Origin of the sequence: Brachybacterium squillarum M-6-3 (assembly GCF_000225825.1) — a bacterium.
Lineage (GTDB): Bacteria > Actinomycetota > Actinomycetes > Actinomycetales > Dermabacteraceae > Brachybacterium > Brachybacterium squillarum.
This window is the reverse complement of sequence record NZ_AGBX01000001.1, coordinates 364,415-379,082: the sequence shown is the minus strand read 5'-3', so window position 1 is coordinate 379,082 and position 14,668 is coordinate 364,415. Positions and strand designations below refer to the sequence as shown.

Annotated in this window: 11 protein-coding genes and 1 pseudogene; 7 read left to right on the top strand and 5 right to left on the bottom strand. The window is 74.0% G+C overall.

Annotation, left to right across the window (positions count from 1 at the left end):
- Nucleotide 1: 1 nt before the first annotated feature.
- Complete coding sequence (locus OM98_RS01790; protein ID WP_010532848.1) at nt 2–1,384, bottom strand: NAD(P)/FAD-dependent oxidoreductase; 1,383 nt, start codon at nt 1,382–1,384, stop codon at nt 2–4.
- 352 nt (nt 1,385–1,736) lie between these two features.
- Here OM98_RS01790 and OM98_RS01785 point away from each other — a divergent pair, with 352 nt between their 5' ends.
- The gene (locus OM98_RS01785; RefSeq protein WP_010532847.1) at nt 1,737–1,940 is read left to right on the top strand and encodes a hypothetical protein; all 204 of its coding nucleotides are present in this window, start codon (nt 1,737–1,739) and stop codon (nt 1,938–1,940) included.
- A 60-nt stretch (nt 1,941–2,000) separates the two neighbouring features.
- Nucleotides 2,001–2,558: pseudogene (locus tag OM98_RS01780) on the top strand (5'-nucleotidase C-terminal domain-containing protein); the annotation flags it as partial.
- Nucleotides 2,559–2,631: 73 nt separating this feature from the next.
- On the opposite strand, the gene OM98_RS01775 reads toward OM98_RS01780, so the two are convergent.
- Entirely contained in the window at nt 2,632–4,089 is a 1,458-nt protein-coding gene (locus OM98_RS01775) for a dihydrolipoyl dehydrogenase family protein (RefSeq protein ID WP_010532845.1), read from the bottom strand.
- A gap of 109 nt (nt 4,090–4,198) precedes the next feature.
- Here OM98_RS01775 and OM98_RS01770 point away from each other — a divergent pair, with 109 nt between their 5' ends.
- Entirely contained in the window at nt 4,199–5,359 is a 1,161-nt protein-coding gene (locus OM98_RS01770; RefSeq protein ID WP_010532844.1) for an exonuclease SbcCD subunit D, read from the top strand.
- Entirely contained in the window at nt 5,356–8,481 is a 3,126-nt protein-coding gene (locus OM98_RS01765; protein WP_010532843.1) for an AAA family ATPase, read from the top strand. Before OM98_RS01770 ends, OM98_RS01765 begins: the two co-directional genes overlap by 4 nt.
- A 20-nt stretch (nt 8,482–8,501) precedes the next feature.
- Here OM98_RS01765 and OM98_RS01760 read toward each other — a convergent pair whose 3' ends face one another.
- Nucleotides 8,502–9,110: a VanZ family protein gene (locus OM98_RS01760; protein WP_010532842.1), complete on the bottom strand. Its 609-nt coding sequence runs from the start codon at nt 9,108–9,110 to the stop codon at nt 8,502–8,504.
- A 156-nt stretch (nt 9,111–9,266) separates the two neighbouring features.
- On the opposite strand from OM98_RS01760, the gene OM98_RS01755 reads away from it, so the two are divergent.
- Nucleotides 9,267–10,232, top strand: coding sequence for a beta-ketoacyl-ACP synthase III (locus OM98_RS01755; RefSeq protein ID WP_010532841.1), 966 nt, complete (start codon nt 9,267–9,269; stop codon nt 10,230–10,232).
- A 51-nt stretch (nt 10,233–10,283) separates the two neighbouring features.
- Nucleotides 10,284–10,796 (top strand): DUF456 domain-containing protein, encoded by a 513-nt coding sequence (locus OM98_RS01750; RefSeq protein WP_010532840.1) that lies wholly within the window; start codon nt 10,284–10,286, stop codon nt 10,794–10,796.
- On the opposite strand, the gene OM98_RS01745 is transcribed toward OM98_RS01750, so the two are convergent.
- Nucleotides 10,783–11,658, bottom strand: a complete 876-nt coding sequence (locus OM98_RS01745; RefSeq protein WP_010532839.1) for a helix-turn-helix transcriptional regulator — start codon at nt 11,656–11,658, stop codon at nt 10,783–10,785. The two genes, OM98_RS01750 and OM98_RS01745, sit on opposite strands and share 14 nt — an antisense overlap.
- A 182-nt stretch (nt 11,659–11,840) precedes the next feature.
- On the opposite strand from OM98_RS01745, the gene OM98_RS01740 reads away from it, so the two are divergent.
- Entirely contained in the window at nt 11,841–12,881 is a 1,041-nt protein-coding gene (locus tag OM98_RS01740; RefSeq protein ID WP_010532838.1) for a zinc-binding dehydrogenase, read from the top strand.
- Between the two features lie 105 nt (nt 12,882–12,986).
- On the opposite strand, the gene aceB is transcribed toward OM98_RS01740, so the two are convergent.
- Nucleotides 12,987–14,654 (bottom strand): malate synthase A, encoded by a 1,668-nt coding sequence (gene aceB / locus OM98_RS01735; protein WP_010532837.1) that lies wholly within the window; start codon nt 14,652–14,654, stop codon nt 12,987–12,989.
- Nucleotides 14,655–14,668: the final 14 nt, after the last annotated feature.

The following is a 14,668-nucleotide window of genomic DNA, read 5'->3' as shown; positions in this document are numbered from 1 at the left end:
CTCAGCCCTGGGCGTTGACGCCGAACTTGCGGTGCGGCGCCTGCTTCTCGAACTCGCGGGCCGCGGCGATCGAGTCGACCTCGCCGACCACCGGATTCGGCTGGTGGGTGCGTCGGGTGCCGCCGTACAGCGACAGCAGGTTCATCGCCACGGCGCGCTGGTTGCGGTGGCCGATCATCTTGGCCACGTGCACGCCGAGCCAGGAGAACCAGCCGACGGTGCCGGTCAGGCCGTGGGAGCCGAGGCCGGGCACCTCGGGCAGCTGGGTGATCGCGGCGTGGCGGCCGATGGTCGCCATGGTGCCGAAGTCCAGGTAGCTGAACGGCTTTTTGGTGGCGCCGGTGACGTCGGCGTCGATCATCTTCGCCACGGCCTGGCCGGTCTGGATGGCGGGCTGGGCCAGCTGCGGCAGAGCGTGCTCGCCGCCCGCGATGTCCCCGGCGGCGTAGACGCCCGGGAAGCCCTCCACCTGCAGGGTCTCGTCGACCACGAGGCGGCCGCGGTCGTCCTGCGGCAGCCCCCAGTCGGCGACGGTCTCGGCGATGCCGACGCCGGCCGCCCAGATGGTGATGTCGGATTCGAGGATGCGGCCGCCGTCGAGCTCGACGTGGTCGTAGCCCACGGCGTCCACGCCGTGCCCCAGGCACAGCTCCACGCCGCGGTCCTGCAGCTCCTCGGCGGCGTACTCGCGGTACTCCTCGCGGAACTCCTTGATCAGGTCCTTGCCGCGCTGGATCAGCGTGATCTGCAGGGTGCCCGGGTCCATCTCCGGGTAGAGGATGTCCAGCTCCTGCTCGCGGAAGTCGGCGAGCGCCCCGGCGATCTCCACGCCGGTGGGGCCGCCGCCGACGATGGAGACGTGCAGCTTGTCGCCCGTGGAGTCGCGGGAGGAGCGCTCCAGCTCGGAGAACACCCGCTCGCGGATGGCCAGGGCCTGGGAGCGGGTGTACATCGGCATCGCGTGCTCCTCGGCGCCGGGGGTGCCGAAGAAGTTGGTGGTCGCGCCGTTGGCGAGCACCAGGTAGTCGTAGGACAGGTGGTGCGCGCCGCGCTGGCCCTCGTCGAGGGTGACGACCTTCTCCTCCGGGTCCACGCCCACCACTTCGCCCTGGCGGTAGCGCATGTTGGGCACCTTCAGCGACAGACCGCGCAGGAACATGGTGACGTCCCCGGGGTTCAGGCCGGCCGTGGCCACCTGGTACAGCAGCGGCTGGAAGGTCTTGTAGACGTTGCGGTCGATCAGGGTGACCCGCACCCGGGTGTCGCGCAGCCCCATCACGGCCTGGGCGCCCGCGAAGCCGCCGCCGATGATCACGACGTGCGGCCAGCTCTCGCCGTCGGTGGCGGGGACGGTGGGTCGACGGTGCAGGAACGGCATCACCATGAGGGGGACTCCTTCGGGGGACGACGAGCGTCGACCCGACGCGGTCCACGTCGGGTGGCGCCCTCGCCGGGGGAGAGACGGCGCGGGGCGGAGCGGACGGTGGACCCGCACCGGGGCGCGGGACACCCGTCCGCGGGAGGTCGGTGCCGATGGTATCGAATCGGGCGCGACGGGCCGCGGGTGCGCGCCACGATGTGGGGCAGCAGACGCCGACGGCTCGGCGATCGCCGAGGAACGTTCGGCGTCGATCCGGGAAACAGGTCGGCGAAGGGTGCTGGTGTGTCGGTGCCCTGGGCTTGGATGATCCAGGACACATCCCCCGCCCGTTCCCCGACGCTGGAGTTCGCCCGTCATGTCGCCTTCCTCCCGTTCCTCCTGGTGTCGAGGCGCCGTCGGCCTCGGTGCCTCGAGCCTGCTGCTGGGCCTGCCCGGCGCCGGCCTCGCCGCCCCCGCGGCCGCCGGCGAGGAGGCCGCGCAGGAGGCCGTCGGCGACATCGACACCGACATCACCACCGCCTACGCCCCGGACTCCGCCGAGTACGTGGACGGCGTCTGATCCGTCAGCGACGAGTACGACGGCCGCGGCGACGACCGCGCCAGCTCCTCCGCCCTCTCCGACGAGCTCGCCGAGTCGATGGTCTGGGCCACCCAGCAGGACTCCTACGGCGGCACCCGCGCCACCATCGGCGTGATGAACCCGGGTGGCGTCCGCTCGAACCTCTCCTACGAGGAGACCGCGGGGGAGGGCGACGGCGTGGTCACCTACAAGGAGGCCAACGACATCGTCCCCTTCGTCGACAACCTCTCCACGGTCGACCTCACCGGTGAGCAGGTCACCACGCTGCTCGAGCAGCAGTGGCAGCGCACCGCCGAGGGCACCGTCCCCTCGCGGCCCTACCTGCAGCTGGGCCTGTCCGACAACGTCTCCTACACCTTCGACGAGTCCCTTCCCGAGGGCGAGCGGATCACCTCGGTGACCGTCGACGGCGAGGCCATCGACCCGGAGGCCACCTACACCGTGGTCGCCGCGAGCTTCCTCGTGGCCGGCGGCGACAACTTCCACGTCTTCACCGAGGGCAGCGACGTCACCGACACCGGTCTGCTGGACCGCGACGCGATGGCCGCCTTCATGTACCGCACGGACCACGAGGGCATCGCGTTCGTCGACAACTGACCACCGCACCTCCACAGCAGAGCGGGACGGTCGGGCATACCCCGGCCGTCCCGCTCCGTCGTGCTCACGTGACTCAGAGCCGGTGGCGCAGCTCCCGTGGCAGCTCCTCGAGCAGGCGCAGCCAGAGCTCGGAGGCGGTGGGGAAGCTCGGCACCGCGTGGCGCAGCACGGACACCGGCACCTGGCCGACGATCGCGACGGTCGCCGGGTGGATCAGCTCGGCCGCCTCGGGGCCCACCAGGGTGGCGCCGAGGGGGATACCGGTGTCGGCGTCGACCACCAGGATCGCGGTGCCGTCGGCGTCGTCGCGGATCAGGGCGGTGCCGGCCGCGGATCCGTAGCCGACCTCCGCGGTGGCGACCCGGTGCCCGGCCTTCTCGGCCTGCGCGGCGGTCATGCCGACGGCGGCGACCTGTGGCTCGGTGAACACCACCTGCGGCACCGGCACCACGGACGGCTCCGGCTCCGGGATCTGCCCGGTGGCCTCGGCGCGGACCCGGTCGCCGAGCACGCGGGCGCGGTACTTGCCCCAGTGGGTCAGCGGGGCCTCGCCGCTGGCGTCGCCCACGGTCAGCAGCCACGCGGGCAGGTCGCCGCCGAGCACCTGCGCGGGGGTGAGGCCCACGGTCTCCAGCGCCAGGTCGTCCAGGCGGGGGCGGCGGCCGGTGGCGACCAGCAGCTCGTCGACCTCCAGCCGGGCCGGGCCGTCCCCGGAGAGTCCCAGAGCGAGCGGGCCCCCATGGCGCCGGCCGAGCCCGGTGTCCTGGACGTCGTCCCGGGTGGCGGCGGTGACCTCGGTGCCCAGGTGGACGGTGACGCCGCGCTCCCGCAGGGCGTCGAGCACGATGCGGCCGGCGGCGGGCTCGGTGCCGGGCAGCAGCCGGTCGCCGCGCACCAGCAGGGTCACGGTGCTGCCGAGTGCCGCCATCCAGGTGGCGGCCTCGGTGGCGACGACGCCGCCGCCGACGATCGCGAGGCGCTCGGGCACCTCCCGCACCCCGGTGGCGTCCCGGGAGGTCCACGCGTCCAGGCCCTGCAGCGCCGGCGGGATCGTGGGGGTGGAGCCGGTGGCGAGCACCACCGCGTGCCGGGCGGTGACGCGGACGGGGCGCTCGCCCGCGACGGTCACCTCCCGCTCGCCGCTGAGTCGGCCGTGGCCGCGCAGCACCCGGATCCCGGCGCCCTCGGCCCAGTCGGCCTGGCTGGAGTCGTCGTACTGGTGCACCCACTCGTCGCGGCGGCGCAGCAGCTCCGCGGCGCGCAGGGAGCCGGGCGCGACGCCCTCCATGTGGGCGGAGGCCTCGGCGAGCGCGAGGGGACGCAGCAGCGCTTTCGAGGGGATGCAGGCGTAGTAGGAGCACTCACCGCCCATCAGCTCGCCCTCGACGATCGCGGCGGTCAGCTCGGTGCCCTCGGTGGCGTACTGGGCGATGTTCTCGCCGACGGGGCCACCGCCGATCACCACCACGTCGACGGTGACCTGCTCGACATCGGCGGGGTGCGGGGCGGGGGCTGCGGCGTCGGTGCTCATTGCGGACACGCTACGCGCGCCCTCCGACACGCGACAGCCGCGCCGCGCACACGGTCGGGAGAGGGCTCGTGCGATTCGATTGTCGGGGGATCTGCATAGGGTCAGGACCATGAAGATCCTGCACACCTCGGACTGGCACCTCGGGCGCACCCTGCACGGCGCCGAGCTGGAGGAGCACCAGGCCGCCTTCCACGACTGGCTGCTGCAGCAGGTGCGCGAGCACGGGGTGGACGTGGTCGTGATCCCGGGGGACGTGTACGACCGGGCGGTGCCGCCCATCCAGGCGGTGCGGCTGCTGGGCCGCACCCTCGCGGCGCTCGCCGAGCTCGCCACCGTGGTCATCACCCCCGGCAACCACGACTCCGCCGACCGACTCGGCTTCGGCCGCGAGCTGATGCGCCCCGGCATCCACCTGCTGACGGACCTGCCCGCGATCGACCATCCCGTCTCCGTCGACGATGAGCACGGTGAGGTGCTGTTCTTCGGCCTGCCCTACCTCGACCCCGACCGCTACCGCCACCGGCTCGCCGCGGACGGGGAGGAGCCGCTCGCGCGCAGCCACGAGGCCGTCACCCGCGCCGCCCTGGACCGGGTCCGGGCCCGCGCCGCCGAGCATCCCGGAGCCCGCGTGGTGGTGCTCGCCCACACCTTCGTCACCGGCGGCGAGGGCAGCGACTCCGAACGGGACCTCTCGGTGGGCGGCGTCGACTCCGTGCCCGCCGGGGTGCTCGGCGGCATCGACTACCTCGCCCTCGGACACCTCCACGGCTGCCAGGACCTCAGCCGCACCGTCGGCGCACCCGCCTGGTACTCCGGCTCCCCGCTGGCCTTCTCCTTCTCCGAGCGCTCCCACCGCAAGGCCGTGCTGCTGGTCGAGCTCGGCGCGCCCGGGGAGGTCACCGTCGAGCGCCTGCCCGCCCCCGTGCCGCGGGCCCTCACCGAGCTGCGCGGCCCCCTCGAGGAGATCCTCGCCCGCGCCCCCGAGCACGGCGAGGACTGGCTGAAAGCCGTCGTCACCGACACCGCCCGTCCCGCCCACCTGCAGGAACGGCTGCGCGAATCCTTCCCGCAGCTGCTGGAGACGGTCTACGCCCCCGAAGGTCGTCGCCCCGCCGAGGCCACCCCCGAGGTGCGCCGCGAGGCCGACCCGCTCGCCGTGATGGACGACTTCGTCCAGTACGTCACCGCCGCCGAGCCCACCGCCGCCGAGCACCGGGTGCTGCAGGACGCCCTCGGCGCCGTCCGCGGCCGACGGGAGGAGGCCTCGTGAAGCTCCATCACCTGCGGCTGACCGGTATCGGACCCTTCGCGGGACAGGTCGAGGTGGACCTCGCCGCCCTCGGCGCCGGCGGAATCTTCCTGCTGGAGGGCCCCACCGGCTCCGGCAAGTCCACCCTGCTCGACGCGATCGTCTACGCGCTGTACGGATCCGTCGCCGGCAGCGACACCAGCGGCGACCGCATCCGCTCCCAGTTCGCCGACCCCACCGCCGCCAGCGTCGTGGACCTCGTCTTCGAGACCGGCGCCGGGATCTACCGGATCCGCCGCGAGCCCGAGTACCAGCGCGCCAAGAAGCGCGGCTCCGGCACCACCCGCCAGCAGGCCCGCGCGATCCTCTGGCGCATCGGCTCCCCGGAGCTGATCCCGGCCGCGATCGCCGACCACCACGGGGACGGCGACGGCATCGAGCCCCTGGCCACCCGCCTGGACGAGGTGGGCCGGGAGGTCCAGCGCGCCGTGGGGCTCAGCCGCGAGCAGTTCACCCAGACCGTGCTGCTGCCCCAGAACGAGTTCGCCCGCTTCCTGCGCGCCGGCACCACCGAGCGCCAGCAGGTGCTGCAGCGCGTCTTCGGCACCGAGATCTACGAGGCCGTCGAGAAGCAGCTCGAGGAGATGCGCAAGGCCGCCAAGCGCGAGGTCGACGCCGCCCGCGCCGCCCTCGGAGAGGCCCTGGCGCGGTTCGCCGAGGCCACCGGCGCCGAGCAGGAGGCGCGGGAGACCCTGGCCGCGCAGGCCGAGGCGCTGCGCCTGGACGGTCTCGCCGAACAGGCCGAGGCGCTGCTGGCCGAGGTCACCGCACAGGCCGAGGCCACGCGCGAGGCTGCCATCGGGGCCCGCGAGGCCGAGACCGTCGCGGCCGCCGCCGTCGAGACCGCCCGCGCGGCGAGCGCCCTCATCGCCCGCCGCCGCGAGCTCGATGCGCTGCGCGCCCGGCTCGCCGAGGAGCGCCCCGAGGTGGAGTCCGCCCGGCGGGAGCTGCGCCGCGACGAGGCCGTGCGCCCCCTGGCCGCCGCCCTCCGCCGCCGCGGGGCGTCCCTGACCGGCCGTGACACCGCGCGGAGTGCGCTCGCGGAGCAGGTAGAGCTCGCGCGGCCCACTCAGGCCGACCTCGCCGAAGCCTGCGCCGGCGAGCACGGACCCGCCGACCCGCACGCCGCCGCCACCGCCCTCGACGCCGCCGCCGAAGAGGCCACCGCCGCCGCCGGCCGACTCGCCGATCTCGCCCGCCTCGAGGCCGAGCTGCCCGAGCGGGAGCGGGCCCTCGCCGCCCGCGGCACCGAGCAGCAGCAGGCACGCACCGCCCTGCAGGAGCGCGACGAGGCCGCCGCCGCGCGTCCCGCCGCGCGCGAGGCCCTGGTGGCGGCGCGGGATGCCGCCCGCGCCGAGGCCGCCGCCCTCCCTGATGCCGTGCTCGGCGAGACCACCGCCCGCACCCGCCACCAGGCCGCCCTCGCCGCCGCCCGCCAGCAGCAGGCCGTGACCGCCGCCGAGGATGCCCTGCGCACCGCGGTGTCCACCGCCCGCACCGCCGCCGAGACGGAGGCCGCGCTGCGCCGCCGCCGCTTCGCGGGCATCGCCGCGGAGCTCGCCACCGGCCTGGAGGAGGGGACACCCTGCCCCGTCTGCGGTGCCGCCGAGCACCCCCGCCCGGCGGGCGCCGCCGAGGACGCCGTCACCCCCGAGCAGGTGGAGGCCGCCGAGACCGAGCGTCAGCGCGCCGAGAAGGAGCACACGGCCGCCGAGCACCGCCTCGGGACCGCCCGCAGTGAGCACGAGCGCCTTCGCGAGGAGGCCCAGGAGCTCGGCACGGAGGCCGCTGAGGCCGCCCTGCGGCAGGCCGCCGCCCAGGTCGCCTCCGCCCGCGAGGCTGAGCAGCGCGCCGCCCGGCAGGAGCAGGCCCTCACCGCCCACGACGAGGAGACCCGGTCCCTCGCCCGTCGCCGTGAGCAGGACGCCTTGGCCCTCGAACGGCTCAGCACCGCGATCACCGAGCAGACCACCACCCTGGAGGCCGACCGCGCCCGCATCGCCGAGGCCCGCGGCGAGGACGCCTCCATCGCCGAGCGCCGCCGCGCCCACCGCGAGCGGGCCGCCGCCGCGCAGGCCCTCCGCGAGGCCCTGCGCGCCCTCCAACAGGCCGATCGTCGCCTCGCCGAGACCGAGGCCGAGGTGACCGAGGCCCGCGAGGCCGCGCACGCCGCCCTCGCCGCCCACGAGCACGCCGCCGCGCTGCCGGCCACCGAGGAGGGCGTCGCCGCCCTGGTGCTCGAGTCCGCCGCCCGTGAACGCCACACCGCGCTGCTGCAGCGGCACGCCGTCGCCGAGGACCGCCTCACCCAGGGTCTTGCCGAGGAGGGCGTCGCCGCCGCCGACCCCTCCAAGCAGGCCGAGGAGGCCGCCACCCGCGCCCTCGCCGCCGCCACCGAGACGCACACCGCCGCCCAGCAGGCCTCCCGCGAGGCTGCAGCGAGCGAGACCCGCGCCCGCGCCGTCGCCGACCGCGCCACCGCCGCCCGAGAGCACCTCACCGCCGTGATCGCTCAGGTCGAGACCGTGGGGGAGCGGGCCGGGGTGGTGGTGCGCATCGCCGACCTCGCCACCGGCCGCTCCCGCGACGGCGAACGCATCCAGCTGTCCAGCTACGTGCTGCTGCGCCGCTTCGAGGACGTCATCGACGCCGCCAACGTGCGCCTGGCCTCCTTCTCCGGCTCCGACCTGGAACTGCTGCGCGACACCGGCGCCCGCGGCGCCCGCCGCACCGGCCTCGACCTGCTGGTGATGGACCGCCGCACCGACCAGGTGCGCGTGCCCGAGACCCTCTCCGGCGGCGAGACCTTCTTCGTCTCCCTCGCCCTCGCCCTGGGCCTGGCGGACATCGTCGCCGGGGAGGCCGGTGGGGTGCGGATGGAGACCCTGTTCATCGACGAGGGCTTCGGTTCCCTGGACCCGCAGACCCTCGAGACCGTCGTCCAGGAGATCGGCCGCCTCGCCGAGCACGGCCGCACCATCGGCATCGTCAGCCACGTCGGCGACCTCGCCGCCCAGATCCCCGAGCAGATCCACGTCCGCCGCGGCCCCGACCGCACCTCCACCCTCACGGTCACCGCCTGAGCCGCACCGGGGGAGGTTCCTCACCGGGGCGCCGGCGGCTCCGGGCGGCCGAACAGCGGCGTGCCGAGCCGCGTCAACATCGGGGCGCACATCGCCCCCAGCCAGGTGCCCAGGGAGTTCGTGAACACGTCGTCGATGTCGGCGGTGCGCTCGCCGCAGGGGTACAGCCCCCACCCGCCGGTGAACTGGGTGGCCTCGATCAGCACCGAGAGCATCACCCCCATCGCCAGCGCCGTGGTGGTGTCCAGGCGGAACACGCCGCGCAAGATCGCGCCCAGCGGCATGAACAGCGCGATGTTGGCCAGCAGCTGCATCGACGGCCAGCTCAGCAGCACGCCGAGCGGACCCACCCCCAGCCGGGCCACCTCGATCACCTCGGCCAGGGAGTGCAGCGGCACCGGCTGCAGGATCCCCGAGCCGGTGCACACCTCCGCCTGCCCCGAGGGCGCCACCGTCATCCCCGCCAGCAGCATCGTGTACATGCAGATCACGGCGATGCCGAGGATCCGCTGCCCGCGCACCCGCCCGAAGCGGCGCCGCTGCAGGCCCACCACCAGCGGGGAGATCGCCGCGAAGACCACCAGGCCGCCGACGATCCCCAGCCCGGCCAGACGCAGGAACTCGATCACGCGGCCACGCTACGCAGAGCACCCGATATCGGGCATCGCACTGTGCCGCGCGGCACGTGGCGCCCATGGCCGTGCGCGCCGTCCCGGTTCACCCCGGGGACGCCCGGCCCCGCCGCCTACACTGCCCGCAGCACCCCTGCCGACCCGAGGAGAACCATGCGCATCCACGCCCCCCGTCCCGTCGCCGGCTCCCGGATCCTCGGCACCGGCCACTACCGCCCGGAAGGGATCCTCACCAACGCCGACCTCGAGCAGATGGTCGAGACCAGCGACGAGTGGATCCGCCAGCGCACCGGCATCGAGACCCGCCACGTCGCCGCCGAGGACGAGACCGTCGCCGACATGGCCGTCGCCGCCGCCCGCGCCGCGATCGCCGACGCCGGCGTGGACCCCGCGTCCATCACCCAGGTCATCGTCGCCACCTGCTCCTCCGAGGAGCGCTCCCCGAGCGTCGCCGGCCGCGTCGTGCAGGCCCTGGGCATCCCCGCCCCGGCCGCCTTCGACCTCGGGGCTGCCTGCTCCGGCTTCAGCCACGCCGTCGGCGTCGCCGACCAGTCGATCCGCGCCGGCGGCACCACCACCAGCCTCGTGATCGGCGCCGAGAAGCTCACCGCTGTCACCGACTACACCGACCGCACCACCTGCATCCTCACCGCTGACGGCGCCGGGGCCGTGGTGCTGACGGGCAGCGAGGAGCCCGGCGTCGGCCCCACCCTGTGGGGCACCGAGGCGGAGCTCGCCGACGCCGTCACCATCGGCCCGCCCAGCGGGCGCTTCGCCCAGCAGGGGCGCCTGGTGCTCGGCTGGGCCCTGCGCGAGGCCCCCGGCATCTGCCGCGGCATCGTCGAGGCCGCCGGGCTGGACATGGAGGACATCGACGTGTTCATCCCGCACCAGGCGAACCTGCGGATGATCGAGCCGCTCGCCGCCTCGCTGGGCCTGCGGGAGGACGCGGTCGTCGCCGACGACGTCATCACCTCGGGCAACACCTCCGCCGCGACCATCCCGCTGGCCCTGTCCCGCCTGCGCGAGGCCGGCCGTCTTCCCGCCGGCGCCACCGCGCTGCTGGTCGGCTTCGGCGGCGGCTTCTCCTACGCCGGCCAGGTCGTCCGCCTGCCCTGACCCCTCACCGCACCGGCGCCGAAACATCCCGACCCTGCCCCTGGAGGCCCCGTGGATTCCCTGACCGTGCAGATCATCGTCACCGTCGTGGTTGGCCTCGCCTACATCGTGGGGCTGACCGGCATCATCCTGCCGATCCTGCCGGGCACCATCGTCATCCTGATCTCCACCCTGGTCTGGGCGATCATCATCGGCGGCTGGCCCTCCTGGGTGGCCTTCGGCCTCATCGCCCTGTTCAGCATCACGGGCATGACCTGCAGCTATGTGCTCACCGGGCGGAAGCTGAAGCAGCATGAGGTGCCCACCTGGCCGCTGCTGGTGGGCATCGCCGCGGGCATCGTCGGGATCTTCGTGATCCCGTTCCTGGGCCTGCCCATCGGATTCGTCCTCGGCCTGTGCGCCGCGGAGGCGCTGCGGCTGCAGGACCTCCGGAAGGGCCTCGGCTCCGCCTGGGTGGCGGTGAAGGCGCTCGGCGTCGGGATCGTCATCGAGTTCTCGCTGGCGATGCTCTCCACCATCGCCTTCGCGGCGGCGGTGACGACGCACTTCGTCAGCCTGCGCTGACGCCCTGCCCCGCCTCCTGCTCGGAGACCCACCAGCTCGCCAGCAGCCGCAGCTTCTCCGCGCTGCCGGTCCCGGGCGCCGCCGTGTAGACGGTGAGGTCGAGGTCCTCGTCGGCGGGCAGGTCCAGCACGTTGTACTCCAGCTCCAGCTCACCCACCTGCGGATGGCGCAGCCGCTTGATCCCCTCGATGTGCAGGCGCACGTCGTGCCGGGCCCAGCGCACCCGGAACTCCTCCGAGCGGGTGGACAGCTCCCCGACCAGGTCGGTGATGGACTTGTCGTAGGGGCGACGCCCCGCGACGGTGCGAAGGCTCGCCACGTTCGCGTCCGCGATCCACTCCCAGTCCGGGTAGAACCGTCGCGCGGCCGGGTCCAGGAAGATGAAGCGGCCGTAGCCGGGGGTCGCGCCCTGGGAGCGGAACACCGGGTCGTACAGCGCCCGGGCCAGCGAGTTCGTCGCCACGATCTCCCCGCGGGCGTTCGCCAGCACCGCGGCGCCGTCGTCGATCGCCGCGACCAGGTGGAGCAGGCTGGGCCGCACCCCCGGCCGGGCGGGGCGGGGACGCCGGGCCCGGGTGCCGACATTCGCGGTGCGGGAGAGGTCCATCAGGTGCTCCCGCTCGGCCTCGTCCATCCGCAGCGCCGAGGCGATCGCCTCCAGCACCTCCTCGGACACGCCCCGCAGGTCGCCGCGCTCCAGCTTCGTGTAGTACTCCACGCTCACCCCGGCCAGCACCGCCACCTCGCCGCGGCGCAGCCCGGGCACGCGACGGGTGCCGCCGGTGGGCAGGCCGACCATCGCCGGGGTCACCTTGGCACGGCGGGAGACCAGGAAGTCGCGGACCTCGTCACGGGAGCTCATACGCTCACGCTACCCAGCCGCGTACCCGTCAGGGAGGCCCTGGCGGTACCCGCCTCCGCCGGCCCGGGCAGGCCCGCGAAGGGGGTACCGGCAGGGTCTCCCGGCACCCGGGACCGGCTTGGCAGGATGGGCCCGTCCCCGACGGGAGCACCGCTCCCGCCACCTACTCCCAGGAGGAATCCGTGAAGGCGACCTTCATGTACGGCGCCGGCGACGTCCGCGTCGAAGACGTCGACAAGCCCGCCCTCGTCGAGCCCACCGACGCCATCGTGCGCACCGTGCGCACCTGCATCTGCGGCTCCGACCTGCACCCCTATCACCAGATGCCCGCCAGCGAGCAGGGCGCCCCGATGGGCCACGAGTCCATCGCCGTGGTCGAGGAGGTCGGCAGCGAGGTGACCGAGGTGAAGCCCGGCGACTTCGTCATCGCCCCCTTCGCCTACGCCGACAACACCTGCGAGATCTGCCGCGACGGCTTCCAGACCGCCTGCCCGCACGGCGGCTTCCACTCCACCCTGCAGGCCGAGTTCGCCCGCGTCCCGCAGGTCAACGGCAGCCTCGTCGTCGTCCCCGGCGTCGACCCGGAGACCGCCTCCGAGGAGCTGCTGGCCTCCCTGCTCACCCTGTCGGACGTGTATCTCACCGGGCACCACGCCGCCCACATGGCCGACGTGAAGCCCGGCCAGTCCGTGGCCGTCGTCGGTGACGGCGCCGTGGGCCTGTCCGCCGTGCTCGCCGCGAAGCAGCTCGGCGCCGAGCAGATCATCCTGATGGGCCGCCACACCGACCGCACCGACCTCGGCCGCGAGTTCGGCGCCACCGACGTCGTCGCCGAGCGCGGCGACGAGGGCGTCGCGAAGGTCCTCGAGCTCACCGGCGGCCACGGCGTGCACGTGGTCCTCGAGGCCGTGGGCCACATGCCCGCCTACGTGCAGTCCTACGAGATCATCCGCCCCGGCGGCGTGATCTCCCGCGTCGGCGTCCCCCAGTACGAGGACGCGCCCGTCGGCTTCGGCTCGCTGTTCGGCAAGAACGCCCGCCTCGCGGGGGGCCCAGCCCCCGTGCGCGCCTACCTCGAGGACGCCATCCAGCAGGTCCTCGACGGGACGATCAACCCCGGCAAGGTCTTCGACCGCACCATCGGTTTCGACGAGGTCCCCGCCGGCTACGCCGCGATGGACGGCCGCGAGGCCCTCAAGGTGATGGTGGACCCGGCCCGCTGATCCGGCCCCTCCACGCCGTACAGGAGCCCCCGACCCGGGTCACGGGTCGGGGGCTCCTGTCACGAGCGGGCCGGGGATCAGGTCGCGACGGTCAGGCCACGATGCTCAGCCCAGGTAGCGGTCGTAGGCCGGCAGGGTCAGGAAGGCCGGGAAGTCGATGCCGAGCACCGCGTCCTTCAGCACCTCCGCGGCGTCCTGCATCCGCGAGCCCTCCGCGTCGCCCAGCTCCTCGGCGGCGTGGTCGATCAGGTACTCGACCCGCTCCGTGGTCACCGGGCGGCCCTCATCGGTGCACACCCCCTGGTTGATCCACTGCCACAGCTGCGAGCGGGAGATCTCCGCGGTCGCGGCGTCCTCCATCAGGTTGTCGATGGCCGCCGCACCCTGGCCGCGCAGCCAGCTGTCCAGGTAGCGCAGGGCGACGGTGATGTTCTGCCGCACCCCCTGCTCGGTGACCTTCCCGCCCTCGACCCGCAGGTCCAGCAGGTCCTCGGCATGCACCTCGACGTCCTCCCGCCGCCGGTGCAGCTGGTTCGGCCGCTCCCCCAGGAAGGGCTCGAACTCGGCGCGCGCCGCCGGCACCAGGTCCGGATGGGCCACCCAGGTGCCGTCGAAGCCGTCGGTCGCCTCCCGCCGCTTGTCCTCGGAGACCTTCGCGAGGGCGTGCTCGGTGACCTCCGGGTCCCGCCGCGAGGGGATGAAGGCGCTCATCCCGCCGATCGCGTGGGCGCCGCGACGGTGGCAGGTGGACACCAGCAGCTCCGTGTAGGCCCGCATGAAGGGGACCGTCATCGTCAGCTGCCCGCGGTCCGGCAGCACGTGCCGCCGGCCCCGGTCCCGGTACATCTTGATCACCGAGAACAGGTAGTCCCAGCGGCCCGCGTTCAGGCCCGCGCAGTGGTCGCGCAGCTCGTAGAGGATCTCCTCCATCTCGAAGGCCGCGGGCAGGGTCTCGATCAGCACCGTCGCCCGGATGGTGCCGTGCTCGATGCCCAGCCTCTCCTCGGCCAGGGTGAACACCTCGTCCCACAGTCGCGCCTCGTGTCGGCTCTCCAGCTTGGGCAGGTACAGGTACGGCCCGCGGCCGCGGGCGATCAGCTCGCGCGCGTTGTGGAACAGGTACAGCCCCGCGTCGACCAGGGAGGCGATGGCCCGGCCGGGCTGGCGGCCCGGTCCCGTGTAGCGCAGGTGCTTCTCGGTCAGGTGCCAGCCGCGCGGACGGAAGACGATGGTCGGCGTCTCCTCGCCCAGGCGGTACTCCTTGCCCTCGTCGGAGACGAAGTCGATCTGCCGACGGATCGCGTCGTACAGGTTGATCTGCCCCTGGATCTGGTTGTGCCAGGTCGGGCTCAGGGCGTCCTCGTGGTCGGCCAGCCAGACCTTCGCGCCCGAGTTCATCGCGTTGATGGTCATCTTGCGGTCGGTGGGGCCGGTGATCTCCACCCGACGGTCCTCCAGGCCGGGCCCGGCGCCGGCGACCCGCCAGTCGGGGTCCTCCCGGATCCGCCAGGTCTCGGCGCGGAAGTCGAAGGTGCCGCCGCCGGAGATCGAGTCCCGCCGCACCCGACGGTCCGTCAGCAGCTCGTAGCGGCGCCGCGCGAAGCGGTCGTGCAGCTCGGCCACGAAGGCCAGGGCCTCGGGGGTGAGCACCTCCTCGAAGCGGTGCTCCATCTCGCCGTCCACCTCGAGGGTGCCGGTGGGGGCGCGCAGCCCCGGGGTCGCGGGGCGGGTGGTGGTGTTGGTGCGGGGGGTGCCGTGGTCGGTGACGGTCATGACGGGACTCCTGT

What these genes read in the sequence shown, in the direction of transcription:
- OM98_RS01770 (WP_010532844.1), top strand. Translation starts at nt 4,199, where the DNA reads ATGAAGATCCTGCACACCTCGGACTGGCACCTCGGGCGCACCCTGCAC.
- aceB (WP_010532837.1), bottom strand. Translation starts at nt 14,654, where the DNA reads ATGACCGTCACCGACCACGGCACCCCCCGCACCAACACCACCACCCGC.
- OM98_RS01790 (WP_010532848.1), bottom strand. Translation starts at nt 1,384, where the DNA reads ATGGTGATGCCGTTCCTGCACCGTCGACCCACCGTCCCCGCCACCGAC.
- OM98_RS01745 (WP_010532839.1), bottom strand. Translation starts at nt 11,658, where the DNA reads ATGAGCTCCCGTGACGAGGTCCGCGACTTCCTGGTCTCCCGCCGTGCC.
- OM98_RS01755 (WP_010532841.1), top strand. Translation starts at nt 9,267, where the DNA reads ATGCGCATCCACGCCCCCCGTCCCGTCGCCGGCTCCCGGATCCTCGGC.
- OM98_RS01785 (WP_010532847.1), top strand. Translation starts at nt 1,737, where the DNA reads ATGTCGCCTTCCTCCCGTTCCTCCTGGTGTCGAGGCGCCGTCGGCCTC.
- OM98_RS01775 (WP_010532845.1), bottom strand. Translation starts at nt 4,089, where the DNA reads ATGAGCACCGACGCCGCAGCCCCCGCCCCGCACCCCGCCGATGTCGAG.